Origin of the sequence: Mycolicibacterium thermoresistibile (assembly GCF_900187065.1) — a bacterium.
Lineage (GTDB): Bacteria > Actinomycetota > Actinomycetes > Mycobacteriales > Mycobacteriaceae > Mycobacterium > Mycobacterium thermoresistibile.
Genome location: NZ_LT906483.1, coordinates 1,423,770 through 1,448,366 on the forward strand (window position 1 = coordinate 1,423,770; position 24,597 = coordinate 1,448,366).

Annotated in this window: 24 protein-coding genes; 5 read left to right on the forward strand and 19 right to left on the reverse strand. The window is 68.9% G+C overall.

The genetic code is table 11. The features are described 5' to 3' along the window. Window positions 1-2: 2 nt before the first annotated feature. Both CKW28_RS06600 and CKW28_RS06605 read right to left on the reverse strand, forming a co-directional pair. Window positions 3-1,142, reverse strand: coding sequence for an Rv3169 family protein (locus CKW28_RS06600; protein WP_003927852.1), 1,140 nt, complete (start codon window positions 1,140-1,142; stop codon window positions 3-5). Next, window positions 1,142-2,281 (reverse strand): phosphotransferase family protein, encoded by a 1,140-nt coding sequence (locus tag CKW28_RS06605; RefSeq protein ID WP_040548549.1) that lies wholly within the window; start codon window positions 2,279-2,281, stop codon window positions 1,142-1,144. The genes CKW28_RS06600 and CKW28_RS06605 overlap by 1 nt, the downstream gene beginning before the upstream one ends. 40 nt (window positions 2,282-2,321) lie before the next feature. On the opposite strand from CKW28_RS06605, the gene CKW28_RS06610 reads away from it, so the two are divergent. The 3 genes from CKW28_RS06610 to CKW28_RS06620 are packed head-to-tail and all read left to right on the forward strand — an operon-like array spanning window position 2,322 to window position 4,048. Beyond that, window positions 2,322-2,930: a TetR/AcrR family transcriptional regulator gene (locus CKW28_RS06610; RefSeq protein ID WP_003927850.1), complete on the forward strand. Its 609-nt coding sequence runs from the start codon at window positions 2,322-2,324 to the stop codon at window positions 2,928-2,930. A 33-nt stretch (window positions 2,931-2,963) separates the two neighbouring features. Next, complete coding sequence (locus CKW28_RS06615) at window positions 2,964-3,353, forward strand: SgcJ/EcaC family oxidoreductase (RefSeq protein WP_003927849.1); 390 nt, start codon at window positions 2,964-2,966, stop codon at window positions 3,351-3,353. Window positions 3,354-3,355: 2 nt separating this feature from the next. After that, window positions 3,356-4,048 (forward strand): PIG-L deacetylase family protein, encoded by a 693-nt coding sequence (locus tag CKW28_RS06620; RefSeq protein WP_003927848.1) that lies wholly within the window; start codon window positions 3,356-3,358, stop codon window positions 4,046-4,048. On the opposite strand, the gene CKW28_RS06625 is transcribed toward CKW28_RS06620, so the two are convergent. Further along, window positions 4,035-4,499, reverse strand: coding sequence for a DUF1942 domain-containing protein (locus tag CKW28_RS06625; RefSeq protein WP_003927847.1), 465 nt, complete (start codon window positions 4,497-4,499; stop codon window positions 4,035-4,037). The genes CKW28_RS06620 and CKW28_RS06625 overlap by 14 nt on opposite strands. 3 nt (window positions 4,500-4,502) lie before the next feature. Continuing rightward, window positions 4,503-5,276: an enoyl-CoA hydratase gene (locus CKW28_RS06630; RefSeq protein ID WP_003927846.1), complete on the reverse strand. Its 774-nt coding sequence runs from the start codon at window positions 5,274-5,276 to the stop codon at window positions 4,503-4,505. 94 nt (window positions 5,277-5,370) lie between these two features. Here CKW28_RS06630 and CKW28_RS06635 point away from each other — a divergent pair, with 94 nt between their 5' ends. After that, on the forward strand, window positions 5,371-6,879 hold the full coding sequence (locus CKW28_RS06635) for an FAD-dependent oxidoreductase (RefSeq protein ID WP_003927845.1): 1,509 nt from the start codon (window positions 5,371-5,373) through the stop codon (window positions 6,877-6,879). After that, on the forward strand, window positions 6,876-7,502 hold the full coding sequence (locus tag CKW28_RS06640) for a TetR/AcrR family transcriptional regulator (RefSeq protein ID WP_003927844.1): 627 nt from the start codon (window positions 6,876-6,878) through the stop codon (window positions 7,500-7,502). The genes CKW28_RS06635 and CKW28_RS06640 overlap by 4 nt, the downstream gene beginning before the upstream one ends. 20 nt (window positions 7,503-7,522) lie before the next feature. On the opposite strand, the gene CKW28_RS06645 is transcribed toward CKW28_RS06640, so the two are convergent. The 15 genes from CKW28_RS06645 to CKW28_RS06715 all read right to left on the reverse strand — a co-directional run bounded on the left by CKW28_RS06645 (window position 7,523) and on the right by CKW28_RS06715 (window position 24,475). After that, a complete protein-coding gene (locus CKW28_RS06645) occupies window positions 7,523-9,031 on the reverse strand; it encodes an HNH endonuclease signature motif containing protein (RefSeq protein WP_197700616.1) in 1,509 nt (502 codons plus the stop codon). 131 nt (window positions 9,032-9,162) lie between these two features. Further along, entirely contained in the window at window positions 9,163-10,725 is a 1,563-nt protein-coding gene (gene nuoN / locus CKW28_RS06650) for an NADH-quinone oxidoreductase subunit NuoN (protein ID WP_003927353.1), read from the reverse strand. Window position 10,726: 1 nt separating this feature from the next. Beyond that, the gene (locus tag CKW28_RS06655; RefSeq protein ID WP_003927352.1) at window positions 10,727-12,328 is read right to left on the reverse strand and encodes an NADH-quinone oxidoreductase subunit M; all 1,602 of its coding nucleotides are present in this window, start codon (window positions 12,326-12,328) and stop codon (window positions 10,727-10,729) included. Continuing rightward, window positions 12,322-14,202, reverse strand: a complete 1,881-nt coding sequence (gene nuoL / locus CKW28_RS06660; protein ID WP_003927351.1) for an NADH-quinone oxidoreductase subunit L — start codon at window positions 14,200-14,202, stop codon at window positions 12,322-12,324. Before nuoL ends, CKW28_RS06655 begins: the two co-directional genes overlap by 7 nt. Before the next feature lie 7 nt (window positions 14,203-14,209). Next, complete coding sequence (nuoK, locus tag CKW28_RS06665) at window positions 14,210-14,509, reverse strand: NADH-quinone oxidoreductase subunit NuoK (RefSeq protein WP_003927350.1); 300 nt, start codon at window positions 14,507-14,509, stop codon at window positions 14,210-14,212. Window positions 14,510-14,531: 22 nt separating this feature from the next. Then, entirely contained in the window at window positions 14,532-15,293 is a 762-nt protein-coding gene (locus CKW28_RS06670) for an NADH-quinone oxidoreductase subunit J (protein WP_234785016.1), read from the reverse strand. Continuing rightward, the gene (nuoI, locus tag CKW28_RS06675; protein WP_085975181.1) at window positions 15,293-15,826 is read right to left on the reverse strand and encodes an NADH-quinone oxidoreductase subunit NuoI; all 534 of its coding nucleotides are present in this window, start codon (window positions 15,824-15,826) and stop codon (window positions 15,293-15,295) included. Before nuoI ends, CKW28_RS06670 begins: the two co-directional genes overlap by 1 nt. Then, on the reverse strand, window positions 15,819-17,066 hold the full coding sequence (gene nuoH, locus CKW28_RS06680; RefSeq protein WP_003927347.1) for an NADH-quinone oxidoreductase subunit NuoH: 1,248 nt from the start codon (window positions 17,064-17,066) through the stop codon (window positions 15,819-15,821). The genes nuoI and nuoH overlap by 8 nt, the downstream gene beginning before the upstream one ends. Next, a complete protein-coding gene (locus tag CKW28_RS06685) occupies window positions 17,063-19,462 on the reverse strand; it encodes an NADH-quinone oxidoreductase subunit G (RefSeq protein ID WP_003927346.1) in 2,400 nt (799 codons plus the stop codon). The genes nuoH and CKW28_RS06685 overlap by 4 nt, the downstream gene beginning before the upstream one ends. Beyond that, the gene (nuoF, locus tag CKW28_RS06690) at window positions 19,459-20,811 is read right to left on the reverse strand and encodes an NADH-quinone oxidoreductase subunit NuoF (protein ID WP_003927345.1); all 1,353 of its coding nucleotides are present in this window, start codon (window positions 20,809-20,811) and stop codon (window positions 19,459-19,461) included. Before nuoF ends, CKW28_RS06685 begins: the two co-directional genes overlap by 4 nt. Continuing rightward, window positions 20,808-21,557, reverse strand: coding sequence for an NADH-quinone oxidoreductase subunit NuoE (gene nuoE / locus CKW28_RS06695; RefSeq protein WP_003927344.1), 750 nt, complete (start codon window positions 21,555-21,557; stop codon window positions 20,808-20,810). The genes nuoF and nuoE overlap by 4 nt, the downstream gene beginning before the upstream one ends. After that, entirely contained in the window at window positions 21,554-22,864 is a 1,311-nt protein-coding gene (gene nuoD / locus CKW28_RS06700) for an NADH dehydrogenase (quinone) subunit D (protein WP_003927343.1), read from the reverse strand. The genes nuoE and nuoD overlap by 4 nt, the downstream gene beginning before the upstream one ends. Then, on the reverse strand, window positions 22,864-23,562 hold the full coding sequence (locus tag CKW28_RS06705; protein ID WP_003927342.1) for an NADH-quinone oxidoreductase subunit C: 699 nt from the start codon (window positions 23,560-23,562) through the stop codon (window positions 22,864-22,866). The genes nuoD and CKW28_RS06705 overlap by 1 nt, the downstream gene beginning before the upstream one ends. Next, window positions 23,559-24,113, reverse strand: coding sequence for a NuoB/complex I 20 kDa subunit family protein (locus tag CKW28_RS06710; RefSeq protein ID WP_003927341.1), 555 nt, complete (start codon window positions 24,111-24,113; stop codon window positions 23,559-23,561). Before CKW28_RS06710 ends, CKW28_RS06705 begins: the two co-directional genes overlap by 4 nt. Then, window positions 24,104-24,475, reverse strand: coding sequence for an NADH-quinone oxidoreductase subunit A (locus CKW28_RS06715; RefSeq protein WP_003927340.1), 372 nt, complete (start codon window positions 24,473-24,475; stop codon window positions 24,104-24,106). Before CKW28_RS06715 ends, CKW28_RS06710 begins: the two co-directional genes overlap by 10 nt. Between the last annotated feature and the right edge of the window lie 122 nt (window positions 24,476-24,597).

The following is a 24,597-nucleotide window of genomic DNA, read 5'->3' on the forward strand; positions in this document are numbered from 1 at the left end:
AGCTAGGGGGCGACGGACATCCAGTCGGTGAACCCGGACGGGTCGTGCCGGCCCAGCGCACCGTGTTCGAACAGCCCCCAGCCCTCGACGGTCCGCCCGTCGATGTGACAGGTGGCCCGGCCGACATGGTCGATCACCCCGAACATCGCGCGGCCCGACACACTCGGGTCGGTCATGTCGTAGGTGAGCCGCTCGGTGAACTTCTCACCCTTCCACATCCCGTGCAGCCAGTCGGAATCGCCGCCGTAGCCGCCCCCGATGTGGATCGGCACCGCCAGCTTCGACTCGACCTCGAATACCAGCGGCGTACCGTCAGGGGTCGATGCGGTGATGGTGGCGCCGTAGGGGATTCGAGTGCCCGAGGTGTAGTGGATCTGCACCCGGGGCCAGCCGAGCTGCTCGACCCGGCCGTCCCGGAAGATCCGGGTGCAGTCGTTGAGAGAGCGGAAGCCGTCGGGTTCCTCCTGGATGATCAGCACGATCGCGAAGTCGTCGAACGCCATCGGCACATACAGCCACCACATGCCCTCGAACGGCGGGTCGGCGGGCCGCCCGGCCGGCTCCGGTTCGCCGATCGGCCGGATACCCCACGACCGGTCCCGGGTGCCGATCCAGTGCCGCGGGTCGACGGCGATCTCCTCACCGTCGACGACGATGACGCCGCTCCAGGTTCCGACCTGGGCGAACCGCTGGGCATCCAGGGTCACCCGGTTCCCGGAGCGCAGCACGTGCGGTTGTTCCTGCACCGGGTCGAACAGGCCTTCCCAGGTCAGATCGACTGCCATGCCTTCGGTTTCCTCGAGCACGACCCGCAGCTTGCGCAGCGGTTCGAGCACCTCGATGCGGTAACCGTTGACATGTTGGTTCAACCGGTCCTGATCGATGGCGTCGGACAGGTGCACCGCGGTCTGGGTCTCGCCGCATCCGCCTGATGTGCCGCTTCCGCGGCGTGCCAGCAGCACGAAGGCGTCCTTGACGCCCAGGTTCGGGTAGTAGCCGATGCCGGTGATCAGGAAGATGTCGCCGGTGCGGTCATGGGCGTTGAGGTAGGACCGGTCGTAGAAGTTGCGGTCGGAGGACCCCGGCCAGGCGATCGGCTGCGGTATCTGGTGGACCGGGAATTCGTCGAGCGGGCCGAGCATCAGTCTCCAATCAGGCGGCGCAACAAGGATGCATGGTAGAACAGCGACTCCACGTCATCGGGTCGCTCGATCTCACCGAAGTGCACCCGCCGCGCACCGGTACGCATGAACACACAGCACCAGATCACCCCGGAGTAGACGTAGAACCAGTGCAGATCCCCGAGGTCGAGGGCGGTCAGCTCCCGATAGCGGGCGCGGACGTCGTCCTCGCGCATGAAGTCCGGCATCCCGGGCAGCCCGGCCAGACCGGTCAGTTCCTGGAATACCATGTGCGCGAAGATCATCCAGGCCACATCGAGTTCACGCGGCCCGAGGGTGGCCATCTCCCAGTCCAGCACCGCCACCGGCCGGAAATCGGAGTACAGCACGTTGCCGATGCGCGCATCGCCCCACGCCAGCACCGGGTCGCCGGCGGCGACGTCGGTGGGGAGGTGATCGTCGAGCCATGCCAGCGCGCGTTCGACCAGCGGTGAGCGTCCGATGTCGGGAACGGCGAAGTCGTACCAGGACTTCAGCCGGTTCAGGTTCTGTTCGAGCGCGGTGCGGCCCGCGTCGCCGGACAGGAATCCGAACGTCTGCTCCGGCTGCGGGATCGAGTGCAGCTTCGCCAGCACCTCGACGGTGCGGTCCTGCAGTTCGCGCTGCCGTTCGGCGGGGGCGTCGTAGAACCAGTTGTCGCCGAACGTGTACGGCATGACGTCGGGCGGTACCACGCCCTCGACGTGGTCCATCAGGAAGAACGGGGTGCCGAGCACGCTGCCGGTGGGCTCCAGCCACCGCACCCGCGGCACCGGCACATCGGTCAGTTCGGACACCAGTCGCATCACCTCGAACTGATGGTCCAGCCGGTAGGAATCGAAGACCGGTACATCCGTCGCGGCCGGGGCGACGCGGGCGACGTAGCGCTCCGGCGCGCGCTGCTCGGCTCGTCCGCCGTCGCGGCGTCTCCAGTCGACGGACAGCACGATCGTCTCCGACGACATCCCGTTGGCGTCGATGCCGCTGTGCACCTGCACCCGTGGGTCGCTTCCGGGTTGTACGGTTGCCAGCCACCGGGCCAGCGCACCGGGTAGGGTGCTCAGATCCCGGGCGGAGCGCTGCAGACGACTGACATCCTCGACAGCCGGTTCAGTTGCCACTGTTATTTCCTTCGCAAGCACTTACGATACGGGGAACGTTATGACCACGAACTCCACTTCGGTTGACAAGGCCGCGGGTGCCGGTCGCCCCCGCGACCCGCGTATCGACGGTGCCATATTGCGGGCCACGGCGGATCTTCTTGTCGAAATCGGTTATTCGAACCTGACCATGAGCGCCGTCGCCGAGCGGGCGGGAACCACCAAGACCGCGCTGTACCGCCGGTGGTCGAGCAAGCCCGAACTGGTGTACGCGGCGACCGCGCCGACCGATCCCGTCGACACGGTGGAGTCCTCCGATGACGTCGCCGGCATCGTCCGGGCCCTGATCGAACGCAACCGGCAGATCACCGCCACCCCGGCGGCCCGGGCCGCGATGCCCGGGCTGCTGGTCGACATGGCCGCCGACCCCCGACTGCACCGCGGGCTGTTGGGCCGGGTGGGGTCGCTGGTGGAGGCGTTGCGCCGCCGGCTCGCCGAGGCGGCCGGACGCGGCGAGGTGCAATCCGGCGTCGACGCGGACCGACTGACCGAATTGATCGGTGGGTCGGTGATGTTCCGCATGGTGCTGCATCCCGACGAGCCGATCACCGAACGGTGGGCGGACGAGGTGGCGGCCATCCTCATCCGCGGAGTCACCAAAGAGGGTTGACCTGAACCAACGTTGAGGTTCGATACTGGCGCGGTGGACATCGAAGACGAGCAGGACATCGCCGCAGTCATGACCGCGACCACCGATCTGTGGCGAGCGCACGATATGGCGGCATGGGGTCGATACTTCACCGAGGATGCCGACTTCATCGCCCACTCCGGGCTGTGGTGGACGTCGCGGCGAGACAATGTCGAAGGGCACCAGGATGTACCGGCCGACGTCATCGCAGGGAAAACCCATTACACCCAACAGGTTGAGTCCGTCGCCGAGGTGGCGCCCGGCGTCGCGTTGGTGCACACCCGGTGGAACTGGCCCGACCCTGAGCCTGGAGCCCGGGACCGCGCCGGCGTGATCAGCTACCTGCTGGTGCAGCGGGACGGACGCTGGCTGATTCGTGCGGCCCACAACACCAGGAGCCGATAGCCATGGGTATGCAACCGTTCCCGGACGACTGGGACACCGCGCTGGTGCTGGTGCCGCATCCCGACGACCCGGAATACGGGATGGCCGCCGCCGTGGCCAAGTGGACCGCCGCCGGCAGAGACGTCCGGTACGTGCTGGCGTCACGTGGCGAGGCGGGTATCGCCGGCATGCCCCCGGAACGGGCCGGCACTGTCCGGGAGGCCGAGCAGCGCCGGTCGGCGGCGGTGGTCGGGGTGCACGACGTCCGGTTCTGGAACTTCCCCGACAGCCGCATCCGCGACACCCCCGACCTTCGTGCCGCCATCGCCGACGCGATCACCCGGGTCGCGCCGCAGGTGGTGATCACCATCTACGGCGGGCCGGAATGGGGGCCGGGGATGCCCAATCAGCGCGACCACATCGAATTCGCCACCGCGGTCGCCGCGGCGTTCGACGAGTCGGCGCACCCGGCGCGCTGGCTGTTCGAGAACGGGCCGGACCCCACCCATGTCGAGGTGGTGGACGGCTACGTCGATCTCGCGGTCGAGGCGCTCGCCGCGCACGAGGTGTATCTGTCGGTCCTCGACCCGCAGACACCCGTGCTCGAACAGGCGCGGCGGCAGATCGCGGCGGCCACCGCCCCGCAGCCCGGATTCGGCGATCAGAGCACCGTGGGGTTCATCCTGAAGCGCGACCGGGGTGTCAGCGCCAGATGAGCCGGTCCTGCACGGCGTCGTTGTAGACCACCTCTGTCGGCGGGGCGCCGGTCACGTCGAAGTAGATGTTGCCCTCGGTCTCCTGGCCCTGGCCCAGCGTCGCCCCGCTGAGCGCCTCCTCGCCGACCGCGGTGAACAACGCCCGGTAGTTCTGCCCGTCGGCGCTGCGGGCGTTGAAGAACGGGATGACCGGGGTGGCGGCGCCCTCGACCGCTTCGACGGTGACGCTCACCTCCCAGAGTCGCCCCTGTAGCGCGACGTTGCTCACGACGTCGTCGCTGGGTTCGAGCTCCTCGAGCGTGTAGGCGATGGTCACCCCGCCGTCGTGAAGGTGCTGGGTGGCGCCGAAATCGGCGACGCCCGGCCGCGCGGGCGCGGGAGCGGCCGTCGCGAGGGCGAGACCGGCGGCCGTCGCCAGAACCACCGGTGCTGCCAGGATCTTCGAGTTCATCGGCTACCCCAACTGTTGTCTGTTGCGTTGCGATACTGCCATGAAGCGTTCGCCGAGCCCGCCGAAATCGCGTAGCTGCGCGGCCGCGATGTCCTGTTCGGCGGCCAGCGCCGGAGCGATCACCGGTCCGATTCCGCGGGCGTAGATCTCTTTGAGGCCGGCCATGGTGTCGGCGGGCACCTCGGCGATCTGCCCGGCCAGCTCCAGCGCGCGGTCCAGCAACCGGTCGTGCTCGACGACCTCGGTGACCAGCCCGAGCCGTTCGGCGCGGGCGGCGTCGATGACCTCCCCGGTCATCGACATCCGGCGTGCCATCGCGGCGCCCACCACCTGCGGCAGCCGTGCCGTCATCCCGCCGCCGGGGAGGATGCCGACGCGCGCGTGGGTGTCGGCGAACACCGCCCGGTCGGAGGCGATGAGGAAGTCGCAGCCCAAGGCCATCTCGAGTCCGCCGGTGAACGTCGGCCCGTTGACCGCTGCGATGATCGGGGTGCGCAGTTCGGCGGGCTTGGTGATGCAGTCGTGGGTGCGGAACTCGTCGAAGTACGTCATGCCGTCCCGCTGGGCCTCTTTGAGGTCCACCCCGGCGCAGAACGCCGGATCGGCTCCGGTCAGCACCATCGCCCGGACCGAAGCGTCCTGATCGGCCTCCTCGAACGCGGTGTACAGCTCGCGGATCAGATTGCGGCTCAGGGCGTTCCGAGATTCCGGACGATTCATGGTGAGCAGCCGCACGGGGCCGTGGTCCGTGCGCGACACCACCCGGTCAGAGGTCATGGGACGAATCTACATCCGGGGTGGCGATGCGCTCACGGGTTCAATTACTGTACGGATACGTAACGTAAATGGCAGAGGTGAGGCGGCGACGAGGATGGCGCGCGAGACGACGACCGACGTCGTGGTGGTGGGAGCGGGGCCGGTCGGCCTCGCGGTGGCCTGCGGGCTGCTCGCCCACGGGCTGGACGTGCGGGTCATCGACAAGGCGCCGGCCCCGGCGACGACCTCGCGGGCCAACTTCCTGCACGCTCGGGGGTCGGAGGTCCTCGACCGGCTCGGTGCGCTGGGAGGTCTGCCCGAACGTTCGGTGCGGGCCATGCAGATCACCACTCATCTCGGCGGCGAGCCGGTGATGCGGATGCAGTTCGGTGATCCGGGGATGCGGACCGCGGCGCCGCCGATGGTCATCTCCCAGGCCGAGGTCGAGGCGGCGTTGCGGAACCGGCTGGCCGAGCTGGGCGGCCGGGTGGAGTTGGACTGCCCGCTGACCGGTCTGCGCCAGGACGCGTCGACGGTGACCGCCGGGATCGGGGGCGGCGGCGAACTGCGCGGCCGCTGGCTGGTGGGCTGCGACGGCACCGGCAGCAGTACCCGGAAATCGGTCGGCATCGGATACCCCGGGGCGCGGCTCAGCGAGCGGTTCCTGCTCGCCGACGTCTACCTGGACTGGCGGTTGGACCGGTCCGGCACCACCGGGTGGATCCATCCCGACGGCATGGTCGGCGCGATGCCGATGCCGGACGGATTGTGGCGCATCATCGCCTACGATCCCGGGCCGGGCGATCTCGATCAGGGCGCGCTGGAGCGGTTGCTGTACGAGCGGACCGGGCACCGGGTGAAGGTCACCGGCACGGTGTGGCAGTCGGAGTTCCGGGTGCACCGCCGTCTCGCCGACACCTACCGCCGCGGCCGGGTGTTCATCGCCGGTGACGCCGCGCACGCCCACGCCCCGTTCGGCGGTCAGGGCATGTTGACCGGGTTGGGTGACGCGGAGAACCTCGCCTTCAAACTCGCGCTGGTGATCCGGGGCTACGCCGGTCCCGCGCTGCTCGACACCTATGAGGCCGAACGGCGTCCGCTGGCCACCGAGGTGCTGCGCAACACCAGCGCCGCCACCAAGCTCAACATCGCCGACCGCGGCGTCGGCCGGTTCCTGCGCGACCGTGTGGTGCTGCCGTTGCTGGCGCTGCCGTCGGTGCAGCGCCGGCTGACCTATCAGACATCGCAGCTGTGGGTGACCTACCGGGGCGGGCCGCTGGCGCCCCGAACGGTGTCGATGACCACCCCGCGGCCGGGGGACCGGGTGCCCGATCAGCGGTGCGTGCGCGATGACGGGCATATCAGCCGGTTGTACGAACAGCTGGGTGGCCGGTGGGCGGTGCTGGAACCCGGTTCGGGCCGGCATCACCGAGAGGGTCCGGGGCTGCTCGGGACGGCCCACACCTTCCTGGGTGAGTACGTCGTCGGATTGCGCGGAGCCGAGATGCGCGGGTGTGACGCCTTTCTCGTGCGTCCCGACGGTCATCTGGCGTGGCGGGGCCGGGACGCGACCGATCTCGCGGACTGGTTGAAGTCGGCGCTGACTGTCGGGCGGGTACGGTGACCGCCACGGACGCGGCCGCCACCGGCCGGGCCGCCGCGCGGGGGCGGCCCCGAGACCCGGCTCTGGACTCCGCGATTCTCGACGCCGCGCTGGAAATCTTCGTCGAGCAGGGTATTTCCGCGCTGAGCATCGAACAGGTGGCCAGACGCGCCGGTGTCGGCAAGCCGACCATCTACCGACGCTGGTCCGACAAGGAGCAACTCGTCGCCGACGCCATCGAACACCGGGTGAGCGCCGAACTGGCCTGGCCCACTCCGGCCGAAGCCTCGGTCTCGGATCCGTATGAGCTGGTGCGGCGCAACATCTCCGCGGCTGCCCGGACCGCTGCGGACCCCGCGTTCCGTGGTCTCATCGCCGCGATCTACGGTTCGGCGGTGACCCATCCGGCGCTGTTGCGAACCTATTGGGAGCACTACATTCTGCCGCGCCGCACCGCCGCCATCGCCCTGCTCCGGCGGGCCCGGGACCTCGGAACGGTGGCGGCCGACGCCGATCTGGACGTACTCGTCGACATGCTCGCCGGCGCAGTGACTTACCGTGTGCTGCAACCTGAGCCACCCTCGGCACGCCAGCTCCGGTGCTATCTGGAGGTGGCCTATCGCCAGGTCGGGCTGCTGCCCTGACCCGCCGGCGGCCGGAGTGGTCACCCGGGGTCTTCTGGTGGGTCGGTGTGTGCGCGTAGGAGTTCTTCGGGGTGGTGGGCGTGGTTGACGGTGGGTGGGTGGTGGTCGTTGGTCCAGGCGAGTCGGCCGGTGGGGGTGATGGTGGCCTGCCAGCGGCCTTCGGTCAGGCCGCTGTGGTGGGGGCCGCAGGCGAAGAACAGGTGGTCGGCGTCGGTGAGACCGCCGTCCTCCCAGGCGGGTTGGTGGTGGGCTTCGGCGTGGTAGCCGGGCTCACCGCAGCCGGGTGCGGTGCAGCCGCCGTCGCGGGCGTAGCAGATGAGGCGCTGATCGGCGGTGGCGATGCGTTTCTGCCGGCCCAGATACAGTGGGCGTTCGGTGTGGTCGTCGAACACCGCCAGGTAGTGGATGGCGTCGGCGGCCATACGGATCAACTCCCGCATCGGCAGCACCCCGGTACCCCCGGTACGCGCCGGCCCGGGCATCGACACCCTGGGGTCGGCCACGGCGTGGGCGGCCTGATTCAACTCGCCCAGGGTGGTGCGCACGATCACCGTCACCGGATGCCCCCGATGCGACCCCAACCGCCCGGAGGCCACCGCGATCTTCAACCCGAGTGTGAGCCCGTCATGGCGGCGCTGAGCCGCACTGCGCAAATCCACACCCCCGGTATCGATATCCCCAACCCCGTCAGCAGCGGTATCGGCGGCCGTCGCAGCGGTATCAGCGGCGGCCGTCGCAGCGGTGCCGGCGGTATCGGTGGTCTCAGTGGTGCCGGTGGTGCCGGTGGTATCGGTGGTGGTGTGGGGTAGATGGCGGCCCGGGCGGACCGCGGCGGTGACGGCCTCCAGATAGGCGCGCAGTTGCGGGTCGATCCACCCGGAGATCGCCGACATCCCATCACGCTGTTGGTCACCGAGGTGGATGCCGCGGCGGCGGGCCCGGTCCTGATCGTCGTAATGCCCGTCGGGGTTGAAGATCTCCTCGATCCGCCGCCCCGCCTGCCGCACGATGCCGGCATCACTTCGGGCGGCCTCGGCGATAAGGCTGGCTTCCACCGCCTCCCGATCGGTCACCGACACCGCCGACGGCAACGCAGCCATCACCGTGGTGATGACCCGCAGATGCTCCTCACCGAGCAGCCCGGACTCGACAGCCCCGGCCACCCGCGCCAACACCGGCGGCAGCGGTGGGCCGCTGAGCCGGCGGCGCGGCCGCAGCAGTGCGGCCACCCGCAACCGGCGTTTCACCTCACCAGGGGTGATCCGCAACCGCGCCCACAACCGGTCTCTGACCGCCGGCACCATCGCCGGTTCATCAGGCGGGTCGGCCAACTGGGCGAACACCCGATACATCAACCCCCGATTGATCCGACACTGCGTCTCCAACCGCTCGGCCAACTCCAGCCGAAACCCGGTACCGACCTCATCGAGACACAACGCGCGCATCTCGGCATACGCCGCATCCACCGCGGCCAGCAACTCACCCACCCGCGCCCGGGCGGCCCCGGCGGTGACGAACTGCTGACCCATGAACCCACCGTATCGAACACCCATTCGACACAGCAGCCCCCATCACCCCGACTGGGGACAAAACCCCCATTGAGGACAACTTGGCCCAGAACACCCGGGAATGTCACACCACCGTGGTAGGGGCGAGTCGCTCAGCGCAGGAACGGAACCGCGCTGTCCGCCAGATCGAGCAGAGGTTGCGGCAACGCCCCCAGCGCGAACGTCACCGCGGCGGTCACCGTGACCACAGCGGTGGTCAGCCCGCTGGGGGCGACGACCTCGGGCGCATCCGAGGGGGGATCGGTGAAGAACATCAACACGATCACCCGCACATAGAAGTACGCGGCGACGGCGCTGGCGATCACCCCGATCACCACCAGCGGAATCGCACCGCCCTCCCCGGCGGCCTTGAAAACCGCGAACTTGGCGACGAACCCACTGGTCAACGGAATGCCGGCGAACGCAAGCAGAAACAGCGAGAACACCACGCCGGCAAGGGGATGACGGCGGCCCAACCCGGCCCACGCCGCCATCGAGGTCGCCTCCTCACCGTCACGTGACCGCACCAACCCGACGAGGGCGAACGCGCCCAGCGAGCTGAACCCGTAGGCGAACAGATAGAACAGCGTCGACGACACCCCGGCCTCGTTCGCGGCGATCACGCCGGTGAGGATGAACCCGGTGTGGGCGACCGCCGAATACGCCAGCATCCGCTTGACATCCGTCTGCGTCACCGCGGTGACGGTGCCCACCACCATGGTCAGAATCGCCACCGCCCACAACATCGGACGCCAGTCGTCCTTGAGGGCGGGGAGCGCGACGTGACAGATCCGCAGCAGCGCGCCGAACGCCGCGACCTTGGTGGCCGCCGACATGAACGCCGTGATCGCCGTCGGGGCACCCTGATATGCGTCGGGAATCCAGGAGTGGAACGGCACCGCCCCCACCTTGAACAGCAACCCGACCATCAGCAGCCCGATGCCGATCAGCGCCAGCGCGGTCGAACCGCCGGGCGGGGTGGCGACCGCGTCGGCGATTCCGCCGAGCCGCAGGGTGCCGGAGTAGCCGTACAGCATCGCCACCCCGTAGACGAAGAACGCGGACGAGAACGCGCCCAGCAGGAAGTATTTCAACGCGGCCTCTTGGGACAGCAGGCGCTGCCGCCGCGCCAGCCCGCACAGCAGGTACAGCGGCAGCGACAGCACCTCCAGCGCGACGAAGATCGTCAACAGGTCGTCCGAGGCACCGAACAGCATCATGCCGCCGGTGGCGAACATGGTCAGCGGAAACACCTCGGTCTGCACCGCACCCGCCCTGGTGGCGACCTGTTCGGCGACGCTGCCCGGCACCGCGGACGCCTGCGGGGTGAACCCGTCCAGACCGCGGGCCGGATCCCGCGATCCGATCTGGCGTTCGGCGATCAGCAAGACACCCAGGATCGCCAGCAGCACGACGGTGCCCTGCAGAAACAGTGCCGGACCGTCGATGACCACCGCGCCCATCATCGCGGTGTCCCCGCCACCGCCGGAGAGTCGGTCGGTCAGGCCGAGCACCGCGAGCAGGGCCGCGACCAACCCGCCGAGCGTCAACGTCAGCTGGACGCGATACCGGAGCCGGCGGGGCAGGAACGCCTCGATCAGCACTCCGGCGATGGCGACGCCGAACACGATCAACATCGGTAGCAGCAGGCTGTACTCCACGCTGGGGGTGGGCATGTCAGCGCCCCTTTCCTGCCGGAACGGGATCGTCTCCCGCCGTGATCGTCGGCCTCGGGTCGTGTTCGCCGATCGAGGTCAAGGTGTGACCGACCGCGGGGTCGATGATGTCCAGCGCCGGTTTGGGATACACCCCCAGCCCCACCAGCAGCGCGATCAGCGGCGCGACCACGACGAGTTCGCGGGGGATCAGGTCGCGGATCGATCGGTTGTCCTCGCGCACCGGGCCGGCCATCATCCGCTGGTAGGTCCACAGGATGTAGATCGCCGACAGCACCAACGCGGTGGCCGCCAGGACCGCCAACACCGGATACCGCGTGAACGTCCCGATCAGCACCAGGAACTCACTGATGAACGGCGCCAGCCCGGGCAGCGACAGCGTGGCCAGCCCGGCCACCAGGAAGGTGCCGGCCAGCACCGGGGCGACCTTCTGCACCCCGCCGTAATCGGTGATGAGCCGGGTCCCGTGCCGGGTCACCAGGAATCCGGCGATCAGGAACAGCGCGGCGGTGGAGAGACCGTGATTGATCATGTACAGCGTCGAACCGGACTGACCCTGACTGGTCATCACGAAGATGCCCAGGATGATGAAGCCGAAGTGCGAAATCGACGTGTAGGCGATCAGCCGCATCACATCGGTCTGGCCGATCGCCAGAATCGCGCCGTAGACGATCCCGATCACCGCCAGCGCGACGACCAGGGGCCGGAAAAGCGTTGCCGCGTCGGGAAACAGCTGCAGGCTGTACCGCAGCATGCCGAACGTACCGACCTTGTCCATCACCGCCATCATCAGCACCGCGGTTGCCGGTGTCGCCTCCACCGCGGCGTCGGGCAGCCAGCGGTGGAATGGCCACAGCGGCGCCTTGATCGCGAACGCCAGCATGAACCCGAGGAACAACAGGTTCAGCACCGCCGGGTCGATCATCAGATCGCCGGCCGACACCGCGGCGACGATCGCGCGGAAGTCGAACGTGCCCCCGCCCGCGGGACCGGCGAGGGCGTCGCTGCCCGCGGTCACCACGTACAGACCGATCACCGCGGCCAACATGATCAACCCGCCGAACAGGTTGTACAGCAGGAACTTCACCGCCGCCCGGCCGCGGTGGGCGCCGCCGAAGCCGCCGATGAGGAAGTACATCGGGATCAGCATGGCCTCGAAGAACACGTAGAACAGCAGCACGTCCAACGCGATCAGCGACATCAACACCATGCCCTCGACGGCGAGGGTGAGCGCCAGATACAGGTGCACCGCACGCCCCGCCAGGCCGGGGCGCTGATCGGCGTCGTTCCACCCGGCCACGATCAGCAGCGGCACCAGCACCGCGGTGAGCAGCACCAGCGCCAGCGCGATCCCGTCGATCCCGAGGATGTAGCCGGTGCCGAAGGACGGAATCCAGCGGTGCGACTCGACGAACTGGTAACGCTCGCCGCCCGGGTCGAATCCTGCCGTGAGCACCGCGGTGATGCCCAGCACGAGCAGCGACACCGCCAGCGCGAACCATTTGGCCAGGCCGCGGCGGGCCGCGGGCAGCAGCACCAGCGCCGCGGCACCGACGATCGGTGTCGCCCACAACGCGGTCAGCCAGGGAAAACCAGTCACCACGCGCGCACCACCAGAACCATGGCGACCACCAGGGCCGCACCCACGAGCATCGACAAGGCATACGACCGGGCGAAACCGGTCTGCAGGCCGCGCAGGGCCTCCGAGAACCGCCGCACCGTCGCAGCCAGGCCGCTGCCGACGCCGTCGACACCGACCTCGTCGACGTGCACCAGGGTGCGGGTCAGGCCCTGTCCGGTGCGCATGAAGACCGCCTCGTTGAAGGCGTCGCCGTACAGATCGCGCCGCGCGGCCACAGTGAGCGCCGAACCCTCCGGAACCTCGACGGGCACCGGGCGCATCGCATACATCCGGTAGGCGACCACGATGCCGACCGCCACCGTCGCCAGGACCGTCGCGGTCACCACCCAGACCGGCACCACATGGTGGGCCTCGTGGACGCCGACCACCGGCTCCAGCCAGTGCTGCAGGGTGCCGCCGACGGCAAGCACCGCACCGGAGGCCACCGATCCGACGGCCAGCAGGATCATCGGCACCGTCATGACCGGTGGCGACTCGTGGGGCTGCGCGGTCGGCTCCCAGCGCCGTTCGCCGAAGAACGTCAGCAGCATCACCCGGGTCATGTAGAAGGCGGTGATGCCGGCGCCCAGCAGCGCAGCCCCGCCGAGCACCACACCCTTGACCCCACCTGCGGCCAGCGCGACCTCGATGATGGCGTCCTTGGAGAAGAAGCCGGCCAACGGCGGCACCCCGATGATCGCCAGGTAGCCGAGCCCGAAGGTGGCGAAGGTGATCGGCAGCACGGACCGCAGACCGCCGTAACGGCGCATGTCGACCTCGTCGTTCATGGCGTGCATCACCGACCCGGCCCCCAGGAACAGCCCGGCCTTGAAGAACCCGTGGGTCAGCAGATGCATGATCGCGAACGCGTAACCGGCCGGCCCCAGACCGGCAGCCAGCACCATGTAGCCGATCTGGCTCATCGTGGAGGCCGCCAACGCCTTCTTGATGTCGTCCTTCGCACAGCCGATGATCGCACCGAACAGCAGGGTCACCGCGCCGACGGCCACCACCGCGAGCTGCGCGCCCGGCGCCAGATCGAACACCGGTCCGGACCGCACGATCAGATACACGCCCGCGGTCACCATGGTGGCGGCATGAATCAGAGCCGACACCGGGGTGGGGCCTTCCATCGCGTCGCCCAACCAGGACTGCAGCGGCACCTGAGCGGATTTGCCGCAGGCCGCCAGCAACAGCAGCAGCCCGATCGCGGTCAGGGTGCCCTCACCGAGTTGCGGTGCGGCGCCGAAGACCCCGCTGAACGACACCGAGCCGGCCGCGGCGAACATCACGGCCATCGCGATCACCAGGCCCATGTCGCCGACCCGGTTGACCACGAACGCCTTCTTGGCGGCCGTCGCCGCCGAGGGTTTGTGCGCCCAGAAACCGATCAGCAGATACGACGCCAGGCCGACGCCCTCCCAGCCGACGTACAGGCCGAAGAAATTGTCCGCCAGCACCAGCAGCAGCATCGCGGAGAGGAACAGATTCAGGTACGCGAAGAACTTTCGGCGCTCCGGGTCCTCGCGCATGTAGCCGACCGAGTAGATGTGGATCAGAGAGCCAACACCGGTGATCAGCAGCGCGAAACACATCGACAACTGGTCGAGTTGCAGACCGAAGTCGATCTGCAGATCGGCGACGGGAACCCAGGAGAACAGGGTCGCCACGGTGCCGCGCTGATCACCGGGCCGGCCCAGCATGTCCACGAACAACACCGCGGCGACGCCGAACGACGCCAGCGCGGCGGCGCACCCCAGCAGATGACCCCACGGGTCGGCGCGCCGCCCGGCCAGCAGCAGCACGGTCGCACCGACGGCCGGCAGCGCAATCAGCAGCCACAGCGGAATCGTCATCGTTTCCCTAGTGTTTGAGCAGGTTGGCGTCGTCCACCGAAGCCGAACGGCGGGTGCGGAAGATGGCCATGATGATCGCCAGGCCGATCACCACCTCGCAGGCGGCCACCACCATCACGAAGAAGGCGAGCACCTGGCCGTCGAGGGAGCCGTGCAGCCGGGCGAACGTGACCAGCGACAGGTTCACCGCATTGAGCATCAACTCGATCGACATGAACATCACGATCGCGTTGCGCCGCACCAGCACCCCGACGGCGCCGATGGTGAACAGCAACGCCGACAGATACAGATAGTTGTCGGGACTCACTGTGCTCCTCGCGTCCGCACGTTCACTCGTGCTCCTCCCGGGGCCGCAGCATCGGATTGACCGAGATCTCCGCGTCCGATCCGTCCGGCAGCCGGGCCGGCACGTCGACGGCGTTGCGGGTCGCGTACACCCCGGGCGGCGGCAACGTCGTCGGATAGCCGCCTTCGCGGAACCGCTCCTCGGCCAGTTCGCGCTGAGTCTTGCGGCGGCCGAAACGTTCCCGGTGGGCGAGCACCATCGCCCCGAGCGCGGCGGTGATCAGCAGCGTCGCGGTGATCTCGAACGCCCACAGATACCGGGTGAACACCAGCGCGGCGACGCCCTCCACATTGCCGCCGCTGTTGGCCTCGTCCAGACCGGTGAAACCGATCTCGGCCGCGACGCTCCCGATCCCGGCGATCAACAGGATCCCGAACCCGAACCCGGCGGCCACCGCGGCGACACGTTGCCCCCGAATGGTTTCCACCAGTGCCTCGGACGAGTCGACGCCGATCAGCATCATCACGAAGACGAACAGCATCATCACCGCGCCGGTGTACACCACCACCTGCACCACGCCCAGAAACGGCGCGTCCTGGGCGAGGTAGAGCACCGCGAGCCCGATCATCGTCATCGCCAGGAACAACGCCGAATACACCGCCTTCGGTGCGGTGACGACGCCGAGAGCGCCGACGACCGCGAGGCCGCCGACGATCCAGAACAGCACCGCCTCGCCGGTCGAGGTGTGCACGGTATTCACCGCGTCGTCGTTCGCGGCGGCGGCGAACGTGATGACCGCTCCGATCACCGCACATCCTCGGTGATCGGCGACACCCTCCCCAGGTAGTAGTCCTCATCGGTGGCTCCAACCGCCATCGGGTGCGGCGGCGGGACCATCCCGGGCTGCAGCGGGGCGAGCAGTTTGTCCTTCCCCCAGATCAGGTCGGCCCGATTGTCATCGGCCATCTCGTAGTCGTTGGTCATCGTCAACGCCCGGGTCGGACACGCCTCGATACACAGTCCGCAGCCGATGCAGCGCAGATAGTTGATCTGGTACACCCGGCCGTACCGTTCACCGGGGGAGTAGCGCTGCGCTTCGGTGTTGTCGGCGCCCTCGACATAGATGGCGTCGGCCGGGCATGCCCAGGCGCACAACTCGCAACCGATGCATTTCTCCAACCCGTCCGGATACCGGTTCAACTGGTGCCGGCCGTGATAGCGCGGCGCGACCGGGCCGGGTTGCTCGGGATACTGCTCGGTCAGCGGTTTCTTGAACATCGCGCCGAGCGTGACGCCGAACCCGGCGATCGCCTCGAGAAACCTCGACAACCTAGACATCAACCGTCTCCTTGGCGTTCTCGGTGCGCTGCTGACCGGCCGGCAGCGACGGCACGGGGAAGGCGCCGGAATGAGTCTGGGGGAGCGCGGGTTCGGCCTCGTTGCGCCGGCTGAACACCCACCACACCACCGCGATCAGCGCCAGGGCGGTGATCGCCGCGACGCTCGTCAACCCGGTGGACCAGCCCACGTAGCCGAAGACCTGCAACCCGCGCGCGGTGGCGACCACCATGATCCACACCATCGACATCGGGATGAGCACCTTCCAGCCCAACGCCATGAACTGGTCGTAACGCAGCCGCGGCAGGGTGGCGCGCAGCCAGAAGAACACGAACAGGAACACCCACACCTTGGCGGTGAACCACAGCAGCGGCCACCAGCCGGAGTTCGCGCCGGCCCACATGTTGATCGGCCACGGGGCAGCCCAGCCGCCGAGGAACAGGGTGGTGGCCAACGCGGAGACGGTGGCCATGTTGATGTACTCGGCCAGCATGAACATCGCGAACTTCAGCGACGAGTACTCGGTGTGGAATCCACCGACGAGTTCCCCCTCGGCCTCGGGCAGATCGAAAGGCGCCCGGTTGGTCTCGCCGACCATCGCGACCAGGAAGACCAGGAACGACGGCAGCAGCAGGAAGAGATACCAGGTGCCCTGCTGCGCGGCCACGATCCCCGAGGTCGACATGGTGCCCGCGTAGAGGAACACCGCGACGAACGTCAACGCCATCGCGACCTCGTAGGAGATCACCTGCGCGGTGGACCGGAGCCCACCCAGCAGCGGATAGGTCGAGCCCGACGACCAGCCGGCCAGGATGAAGCCGTACACCCCGACCGAGGCGACGGCCAGGATGTAGAGGACCGCCACCGGAAGATCGGTGAGCTGCAACGGGGTGCGGTGGCCGAACACCGACACCACCGGGCCCATCGGGATGACCGCGAACGCCATGAACGCCGGGATGACCGCGATCACCGGCGCCAGCAGGTACAGCGGCTTGTCGGCGGCGCGGGGTATCAGGCCCTCCTTGAGCGCCAGCTTCACCCCGTCGGCCACCGACTGCAGCAGTCCGCGTGGTCCGACCCGGTTGGGCCCGAACCGCATCTGCATCCGACCCAGGATCTTCCGTTCGATGAGGATCGCCGACAGCACCGTCAGCACCAGGAAACCGAAGATCCCGACCGTTTTCGCGACGATCAGCCACCACGGGTCGTGGCCGAATGCTCCGGGATCGGGATAGGTCACGACTCGGCCCGCCGGATCGTCACGATTGCCCCGGGGCCGACCCCGAGCCGCCGGTGCACCGCCGAGCCCGGCGAGTTCAACGGCAGCCACACCACCCGGTCGGCCATCTCCGTCACCGCCAGCGGCAGCACGATCTCACCGCGGTCGGTGCCGACCGCCACCGGTTCGCCGTCGGCCGCCCCGATGTCGGCCGCGGTGGCCGGCGACAGCCGCACCACCGGGGCGCGGGCGGTGCCGGCCAGATGCGGTTCGCCGTCCTGCAGCCGACCGGCGTCGAGCAGCATCCGCCACCCGGCCAGCACGGCCTCACCGGAGCCCGGCTGCGGCGGTTCCGCGGCGGCCACCCTCGGAGCTGCGGGCCACGGTCCGGACCAGCGACCCAGCCGCGCCAATTCGTCGGAGGCGGCGGCCGGTGTCGGGGTCCGGAGATCGACGCCCATCTCGTCGGCGAGCACGTGCAACACCCGGGAGTCCGGCAGCGCATCCGTGGGCACGGCGGTGTCGAACGGCCGCAGCCGGCCCTCCCAGTTGACGAACGCACCCGACTTTTCCGTCACCGGTGCGACCGGGAACACCACGTGGGCGCGGTCGGTCACGGCGCTGCTCCGCATCTCCAGGCTCACCACGAACCCGACCGCGTCGATCGCGGCCAGAGCGGCCTTTGGATCCGGCAGATCGAACGGATCCACCCCGCCGATCAGCAAGGCGCCCAGCTCCCCGGAGCGGGCCGCGGCCAGCATCGCGGCGGTGTCGCGTCCGGGTGCCGAGGGCAGGTCCGCGGCGTGCCACGCCGCGGTGACCTCGGCCCGGGCGGCGGCATCGGTGACCGGGCGGCCGCCCGGCAGCAGATTCGGCAACGCACCCGCCTCGAGCGCACCGCGCTCACCGGCCCGCCGCGGGATCCACGCCAGCCTCGCCCCGGTGGCGTCCGCCAGCCGGGCCGCCGCGGAGTAGGCGCCGGGGTGGCCGGCCAGCCGCTCGCCGGTGAGGATCACCGCACCCGGTCGGGTCAACCAGTCGTCGTCGTGCAGCGCGTCGAGTGCCTCGGCCTCCCCGCCCGGGACGGTGGGCAGCAGCCGGCCCCCGAGCTTGGTCAGTCCCGGGCTCGCGTACGGCGCCACCGACATCACCCGCAGACCGTGTTTGCGGACCGCCTTGCGGAGCCGGAGGAACACGATCGGGGACTCCTCCTCCGGCTCGAAGCCGGCCAGCAGCACGGCCGGCGCCCGTTCCAGGTCGGTGTAGGTCACCGGCATCGGGCGGCCGGCGACCACGGCGGCGAGGAAATCCGCCTCCTCGGCGCTGTGGGTGCGGGCGCGGAAGTCGATGTCGTTGCCGCCCAGGACCATCCGGGCGAACTTGGCGTAGCTGTAGGCGTCGGTCACGGTGGCCCGCCCACCCACCAGGACCCCGGCCCGCCCGACCGCCCCGGCCAAACCGCGGGCAGCGGTGTACAGCGCCTCCGGCCAGGACGCCGAGCGCAGCTCCCCGTCGGCGCCGCGCACCAGCGGTGCGGTGAGGCGGTCACCGACGCGGGTGTAGGTGAACGCCCACCGGCCCTTGTCGCAGTTCCACTCCTCGTTGACCTCCGGATCGTCACCGGCCAGCCGGCGCAACACCTTTCCACGCCGGTGGTCGGTGCGTTGCGCGCATCCGGATGCGCAGTGCTCGCACACCGTCGGGCTGGAGACCAGGTCGAACGGGCGGGCCCGGAACCGGTACGCCGCCCCGGTCAACGCCCCGACCGGGCAGATCTGCACCGTGTTGCCGGAGAAGTAGGACTGGAACGGCTGCTCCGGTGCGATGCCGACCTGCTGCAGCGCACCGCGTTCCAGCAGTTCGATGAACGGGTCACCGGCGATCTGCTGGGAGAACCGGGTGCACCGCGCGCACAGCACACACCGTTCCCGGTCCAGCAGCACCTGGCTGGAGATGTTGATCGGTTTCGGGAAGGTGCGTTTGACGTCCTCGAAGCGGGTCTCCGCGCGGCCGGTGGACATCGCCTGGTTCTGCAGCGGGCATTCACCGCCCTTGTCGCACACCGGGCAGTCCAGCGGATGGTTGATCAGCAGCAGTTCCATCACACCGTGCTGGGCGGCGGCCGCCGCCTCGGAGGTGAGCTGGGTGCGCACCACCATGTCGGGCATCACGGTGGTGGTGCACGACGCCATCGGCTTGCGCTGGCCCTCGATCTCGACCAGGCACTGCCGGCACGCGCCGACCGGGTCCAGCAGCGGATGGTCGCAGAACCGGGGGATCTCCACCCCGAGGAGTTCTGCGGCGCGGATCACCAAGGTGCCTTTGGGCACGCTGATCTCGGTGCCGTCGATGGTCAGGTTCACCATCTCGACCGGCGCCCGGCCGGTGCCCGCCGGTGAGCTCGTCGACGACGTCATGCCCGCACCTCCTCGGTGGCCATCAGCGTCGAGGCATGCGGATCGAACGGGCAGCCGGGGGAAGCGGGGTCGAGATGCGCCTCGTATTCGTCGCGGAAGTACCTCAGCGACGACTGGATCGGCATCGCGGCCCCGTCACCCAACGCGCAGAACGACTTTCCGAGCACGATGTCGGAGATGTCGAGCAGCTTGTCGAGGTCGGCCCGGGTGCCGGCGCCGGACTCCAACCGGGCGTAGATCTGTTTGAGCCAGTAGGTGCCCTCCCGGCAGGGGGTGCACTTGCCGCACGACTCGTGCGCGTAGAAGTCGGTCCACCGCGCCACCGCGCGCACCACACAGGTGGTGTCGTCGAAGATCTGCAGCGCCTTGGTGCCCAGCATCGAGCCCACCCCGGCGATACCCTCGTAATCCAGTGGCACGTCGAGATGTTCGGCGGTCAGCAGCGGGGTGGACGATCCGCCCGGGGTCCAGAATTTCAGCGACCGGCCCGCCCGGACGCCGCCGGCGTAGTCGAGCAGTTCCCGCAGGGTGATGCCCAGCGGCGCCTCGTACTGCCCGGGCCGGGTGACATGTCCCGACAGCGAATACAGGGTGAAGCCTGGTGATTTCTCGCTGCCCATCGACCGGAACCAGTCGATTCCGTTGAGCACGATGGGCGGGACGCTGGCGATCGACTCGACGTTGTTGACCACGGTCGGGCAGGCGTACAGCCCGGCCACCGCCGGGAACGGAGGCCGCAGCCGGGGCTGACCGCGCCGGCCCTCCAGCGAGTCCAGCAGGGCGGTCTCCTCCCCACAGATGTAGGCGCCCGCGCCGGCGTGGACGATCAGATCCAGATCGAATCCGGAACCGCGGATGTCGGCGCCGAGGTAGCCGGCCTCGTAGGCCTCGGCGACCGCCTGCTGCAGGCGGCGCAGCACCGGCACCACCTCGCCGCGCAGATAGATGAACGCATGCCGGGCCCGGATCGCATAGGCCGCGATGATCGCCCCCTCGACCAGGAAGTGCGGGGTGGTCAGCATCAGCGGGATGTCCTTGCAGGTGCCCGGTTCCGATTCGTCGGCGTTGACGACGAGGTAGTGCGGTCTGGCGGCCGGATCGGAGCCGCCTGCGGCGCCCGCCTGGGTCGATGCGGCCTGGGGGATGAACGACCACTTGGTGCCGGTGGGAAACCCCGCACCGCCGCGGCCGCGCAGCCCGGACTCCTTGACCAGGGCGATCACCTCGTCCGGAGCCATCTTCAGCGCCTTCTCCAGGGCGCGGTATCCGTCGTGGCGGCGGTAGGTGTCCAGCGACCAGGGTTCCGGCTCGTCCCAGAACCGGGTCAGCACCGGGGTCAGTGGCGTCATGAGGTGGGCTCCGGCGCCGACATGCCGCGCTCGCGCGCCACCCGCAGCCCGGCCAGCGTCGCCTCGCCCGGGCCGCCCGGGGTCTTCGGCCGCGGATCGGGCAGGCCGGCGAGGATCCGGGCGGTCTGCCGGAAGCTGCACAGTGGTGCGCCGCGGGTCGGTTCCGGGGGCCGTCCCGACCGCAGTCCGTCGACCAGTTCCCGAGCCGACGCCGGGGTCTGGTTGTCGAAGAACTCCCAGTTCACCATCACCACCGGCGCGTAGTCGCAGGCGGCGTTGCATTCGATGTGTTCCAGCGTCACCGCCCCGTCCTCGGTGGTCCCGCCCGCCGGGACGCCCAGGTGCTCCTGCAGGGCGTCGAGGATCGCGTCGCCGCCCATGATCGCGCACAGCGTGTTGGTGCACACCCCGACCAGGTAGTCACCGGTGGGCCGGCGCCGGTACATCGAGTAGAACGTCGCGACGGCGGCGACTTCGGCCGCGGACAGCGACAGCTGGTCGGCGCAGAAGGCGATGCCGGCGCGGGTCAGGTAACCGTCCTCGCCCTGGACCAGATGCAGCAGAGGCAACAGTGCGGAGCGGGCCTGCGGATAGCGGGCGATGATCGTCGCCGCGTCGGCGGCCAACCGTTCGGTCACCTCCGGCGGGTAGCTCGCCGGTCCGGCGATCGGCGGCCCGTCCTCGTCGGGACGCTGTCCCAGCTCGGCCACGCTGATGAACACGGGTGTGCCGTTGCCGCCGGTCATCTGTCCACCCCTCCCATCACGGGATCGATCGAGGCCAGCGCCGCGATCAGATCGGCCACCATGCCGCCCTCGGCCATCGCCGCGACGGCCTGCAGATTGGTGAAGGACGGATCGCGATAGTGCACCCGGTAGGGCCGGGTGCCGCCGTCGGAGACCATGTGCACGCCCAGTTCCCCGCGCGGCGACTCCACCGCGACGTAGACCTGTCCGGGCGGCACCCGGATACCCTCGGTGACCAGTTTGAAGTGGTGGATCAACCCCTCCATGGAGCGGCCCATGATGCGGGCGACGTGTTCGGGGGAGTTGCCCAGCCCGTCGGGGCCCAGCTTCAGATCGGCCGGCCAGGCGAGCTTGCGGTCCTCGATCATCACCGGCCCCGGCCTGAGCCGATCCAGGCACTGTTCGACGATCTTCAGCGACTCGTGCATCTCCTTGACGCGGATCATGAAGCGGCCGTAGGCATCACATCGATCATCGGTGATGACGTCGAATTCGTAGTTCTCGTAACCGCAATACGGCTGCGACTTGCGCAGGTCGTGGGGGAGACCGGCCGAGCGCAGCACCGGGCCGGTGACGCCCAGCGCCATACACCCGGTCAGGTCGAGGTAGCCGACGCCTTCGTTGCGGGCCCGCCAGATGTGGTTCTGGCTCAACAGGTCTTCCAGGTCGCGCAGCCGTCCGGGTAGCAGCTCCAACAACTCCCGGACCCGGGGCACCGCATCGGGTGGCAGGTCGGCGGCCAGCCCTCCGGGGCGGATGTAGGCGTGGTTCATCCGCAGGCCGGTGATCAACTCGAAAACCTTGAGGATTTCCTCGCGTTCGCGGAAACCGAGGAACATCGCGGTCATCGCGCCCAGCTCCATCCCGCCGGTGGCCAGTGCCACCAGATGCGAGGAGATCCGGTTCAGTTCCATCAGCATCACGCGGATCACGTTGGCCCGCTCCGGGATCGCCTCGGTGATCCCGAGCAGCTTCTCCACCCCGAGGCAGTACACCGTCTCGTTGAAGAACGGCGACAGGTAATCCATCCGGGTGACGAAGGTGACGCCCTGCATCCAGGTGCGGTATTCGAGGTTCTTCTCGATGCCGGTGTGCAGATAACCGACACCGCAGCGGGCCTCGGTGACCGTCTCACCCTCGATCTCCAGCACCAGCCGCAACACCCCGTGTGTGGAGGGATGCTGCGGGCCCATGTTGACCACGATCCGCTCACCGGTCTGGTCGGCGGCGTTGCTGCGGGCCTCCGCGACGAGCTGATCCCAGTCCTGACCGCCGAGCGTGATGACCGTTTCCGGCCTGGTACTCATCAGTTGTAGGCCCTCCGCTCATCGGGCGGCGGAATGGTCGCGCCGTGATACTGGACCGGGACGCCGCCCAGCGGATAGTCCTTGCGCTGCGGGTGGCCCTCCCAGTCGTCGGGCATCGCGATCCGGGTCAGGGCGGGGTGACCGTCGAACACGATGCCGAAGAAGTCGTAGGTCTCGCGCTCATGCCAGTCGGTGGTCGGGTAGATCCCGAACAGTGAGGGAATGTGCGGATCGGCGTCGGGGACCGCCACTTCCAACCGCAGCCGGCGGTTGTGGGTGATCGACAGGAAGCCGTACACCGCGTGCAGTTCCCGGCCGGTGTCCTCGGGGTAGTGCACACCGCTGACGCCGACGCACAGTTCGAACCGCAGATCCGGGTCGTCGCGCAGGGCGGTGGCCACCGCACGCAGCTGCTCGCGCCGGATGTCGAGGGTCAGTTCGTCGCGGTACACCACCACGCGTTCCACCGCCGCGGCGTATCGCTGCGCACCGAGCGCGGCGATCAGCGCGTCGACCACCGCGTCGAAACAACCTCCGTAGGGCCGGGTCGCCGCGCCCGGCATGGCGACGGGTTTGACCAGGCCGCCGTATCCGGAGGTGTCACCGCTGTCACCGACCCCGAACATGCCCCGGCGCACCGCGATGACCTCGGGATCGCCCCGGCCGGGTTCGCGGTGGTCAGGGGTGTGGTCGCTCATCGCATCCGGCCCTTGAACTCGACGGTCGTGGGTGCCGCGAGCGCGGCCCGCTCGGTCTCCCGGATCACCTCGTCGCGGTGCACGCCCAGCGGCATCTGCTGAATCTTGTCGTGCAGCTTGAGAATCGCGTGCAACAGCATCTCCGGGCGCGGCGGACAGCCGGGTAGATAGATGTCCACCGGCACCACATGGTCCACCCCCTGCACGATGGCGTAGTTGTTGAACATCCCGCCCGAGGAGGCGCACACCCCCATCGCCAGCACCCATTTGGGCTCGGCCATCTGGTCGTAGATCTGCCGCAGCACCGGGGCCATCTTCTGGCTCACCCGGCCGGCGACGATCATCAGATCGGCCTGACGCGGTGTCGCCGAGAACCTCTCCATGCCGAACCGGGCGATGTCGAAGCGCGGGGACGCCGTCGCCATCATCTCGATGGCGCAGCACGCCAGCCCGAACGTCGCCGGCCACAGCGAGCCCTTCCGGACGTAGCCGGCCACCTTCTCCACCGTGGACAGCAGGATGCCGCCCGGCAGCTGTTCCTCTAATCCCACGTCAACCCTCCGCGCCGGCGCACGTAGACGTAGGCCGCGAACACCGTGAGCATGAACAACAGCATCGCCACCAGCGCGAACACGCCGAGGCCGTCGAACGCCACCGCCCACGGGTAGAGGAACACGATGACGATGTCGAAGATGATGAACATCATCGCGGTCAGATAGAACTTGATCGGGAACCGTTGCGCCGACCCACCCACCGCGGCGGACGGTGGCGTCGGTTCGATACCGCACTCATAGGCCTCGAGTTTCGCCCGGTTGTAGCGCCTGGGCCCGATGGCGACGGCGATCCCGACCGAGACCACCGCGAAAACTGCCGCGATGGCGCCCAGGACCAGGATCGGTGTGTACACGTCCATCCCGGCGAAGCGCCCCCTCGTGACCTTGGCTGTGAACTACCACACAGCCTAGTCCGGTTTGGGATACATGCCACACATTTTGGTTAGTATCGGGTCGCGTCCGGGCGTCGCCGCCCGGCAAT

What these genes read in the sequence shown, in the direction of transcription:
- CKW28_RS06610 (WP_003927850.1), top strand. Translation starts at nt 2,322, where the DNA reads ATGACCACGAACTCCACTTCGGTTGACAAGGCCGCGGGTGCCGGTCGC.
- CKW28_RS06635 (WP_003927845.1), top strand. Translation starts at nt 5,371, where the DNA reads ATGGCGCGCGAGACGACGACCGACGTCGTGGTGGTGGGAGCGGGGCCG.
- CKW28_RS06685 (WP_003927346.1), bottom strand. Translation starts at nt 19,462, where the DNA reads ATGACGTCGTCGACGAGCTCACCGGCGGGCACCGGCCGGGCGCCGGTC.
- CKW28_RS06620 (WP_003927848.1), top strand. Translation starts at nt 3,356, where the DNA reads ATGGGTATGCAACCGTTCCCGGACGACTGGGACACCGCGCTGGTGCTG.
- nuoE (WP_003927344.1), bottom strand. Translation starts at nt 21,557, where the DNA reads ATGACCGGCGGCAACGGCACACCCGTGTTCATCAGCGTGGCCGAGCTG.
- nuoN (WP_003927353.1), bottom strand. Translation starts at nt 10,725, where the DNA reads ATGCCCACCCCCAGCGTGGAGTACAGCCTGCTGCTACCGATGTTGATC.
- nuoF (WP_003927345.1), bottom strand. Translation starts at nt 20,811, where the DNA reads ATGACGCCACTGACCCCGGTGCTGACCCGGTTCTGGGACGAGCCGGAA.
- CKW28_RS06715 (WP_003927340.1), bottom strand. Translation starts at nt 24,475, where the DNA reads ATGGACGTGTACACACCGATCCTGGTCCTGGGCGCCATCGCGGCAGTT.
- nuoD (WP_003927343.1), bottom strand. Translation starts at nt 22,864, where the DNA reads ATGAGTACCAGGCCGGAAACGGTCATCACGCTCGGCGGTCAGGACTGG.
- CKW28_RS06625 (WP_003927847.1), bottom strand. Translation starts at nt 4,499, where the DNA reads ATGAACTCGAAGATCCTGGCAGCACCGGTGGTTCTGGCGACGGCCGCC.
- CKW28_RS06630 (WP_003927846.1), bottom strand. Translation starts at nt 5,276, where the DNA reads ATGACCTCTGACCGGGTGGTGTCGCGCACGGACCACGGCCCCGTGCGG.
- nuoI (WP_085975181.1), bottom strand. Translation starts at nt 15,826, where the DNA reads ATGTCTAGGTTGTCGAGGTTTCTCGAGGCGATCGCCGGGTTCGGCGTC.
- CKW28_RS06600 (WP_003927852.1), bottom strand. Translation starts at nt 1,142, where the DNA reads ATGCTCGGCCCGCTCGACGAATTCCCGGTCCACCAGATACCGCAGCCG.
- CKW28_RS06705 (WP_003927342.1), bottom strand. Translation starts at nt 23,562, where the DNA reads ATGAGCGACCACACCCCTGACCACCGCGAACCCGGCCGGGGCGATCCC.
- nuoL (WP_003927351.1), bottom strand. Translation starts at nt 14,202, where the DNA reads ATGACGATTCCGCTGTGGCTGCTGATTGCGCTGCCGGCCGTCGGTGCG.
- CKW28_RS06645 (WP_197700616.1), bottom strand. Translation starts at nt 9,031, where the DNA reads ATGGGTCAGCAGTTCGTCACCGCCGGGGCCGCCCGGGCGCGGGTGGGT.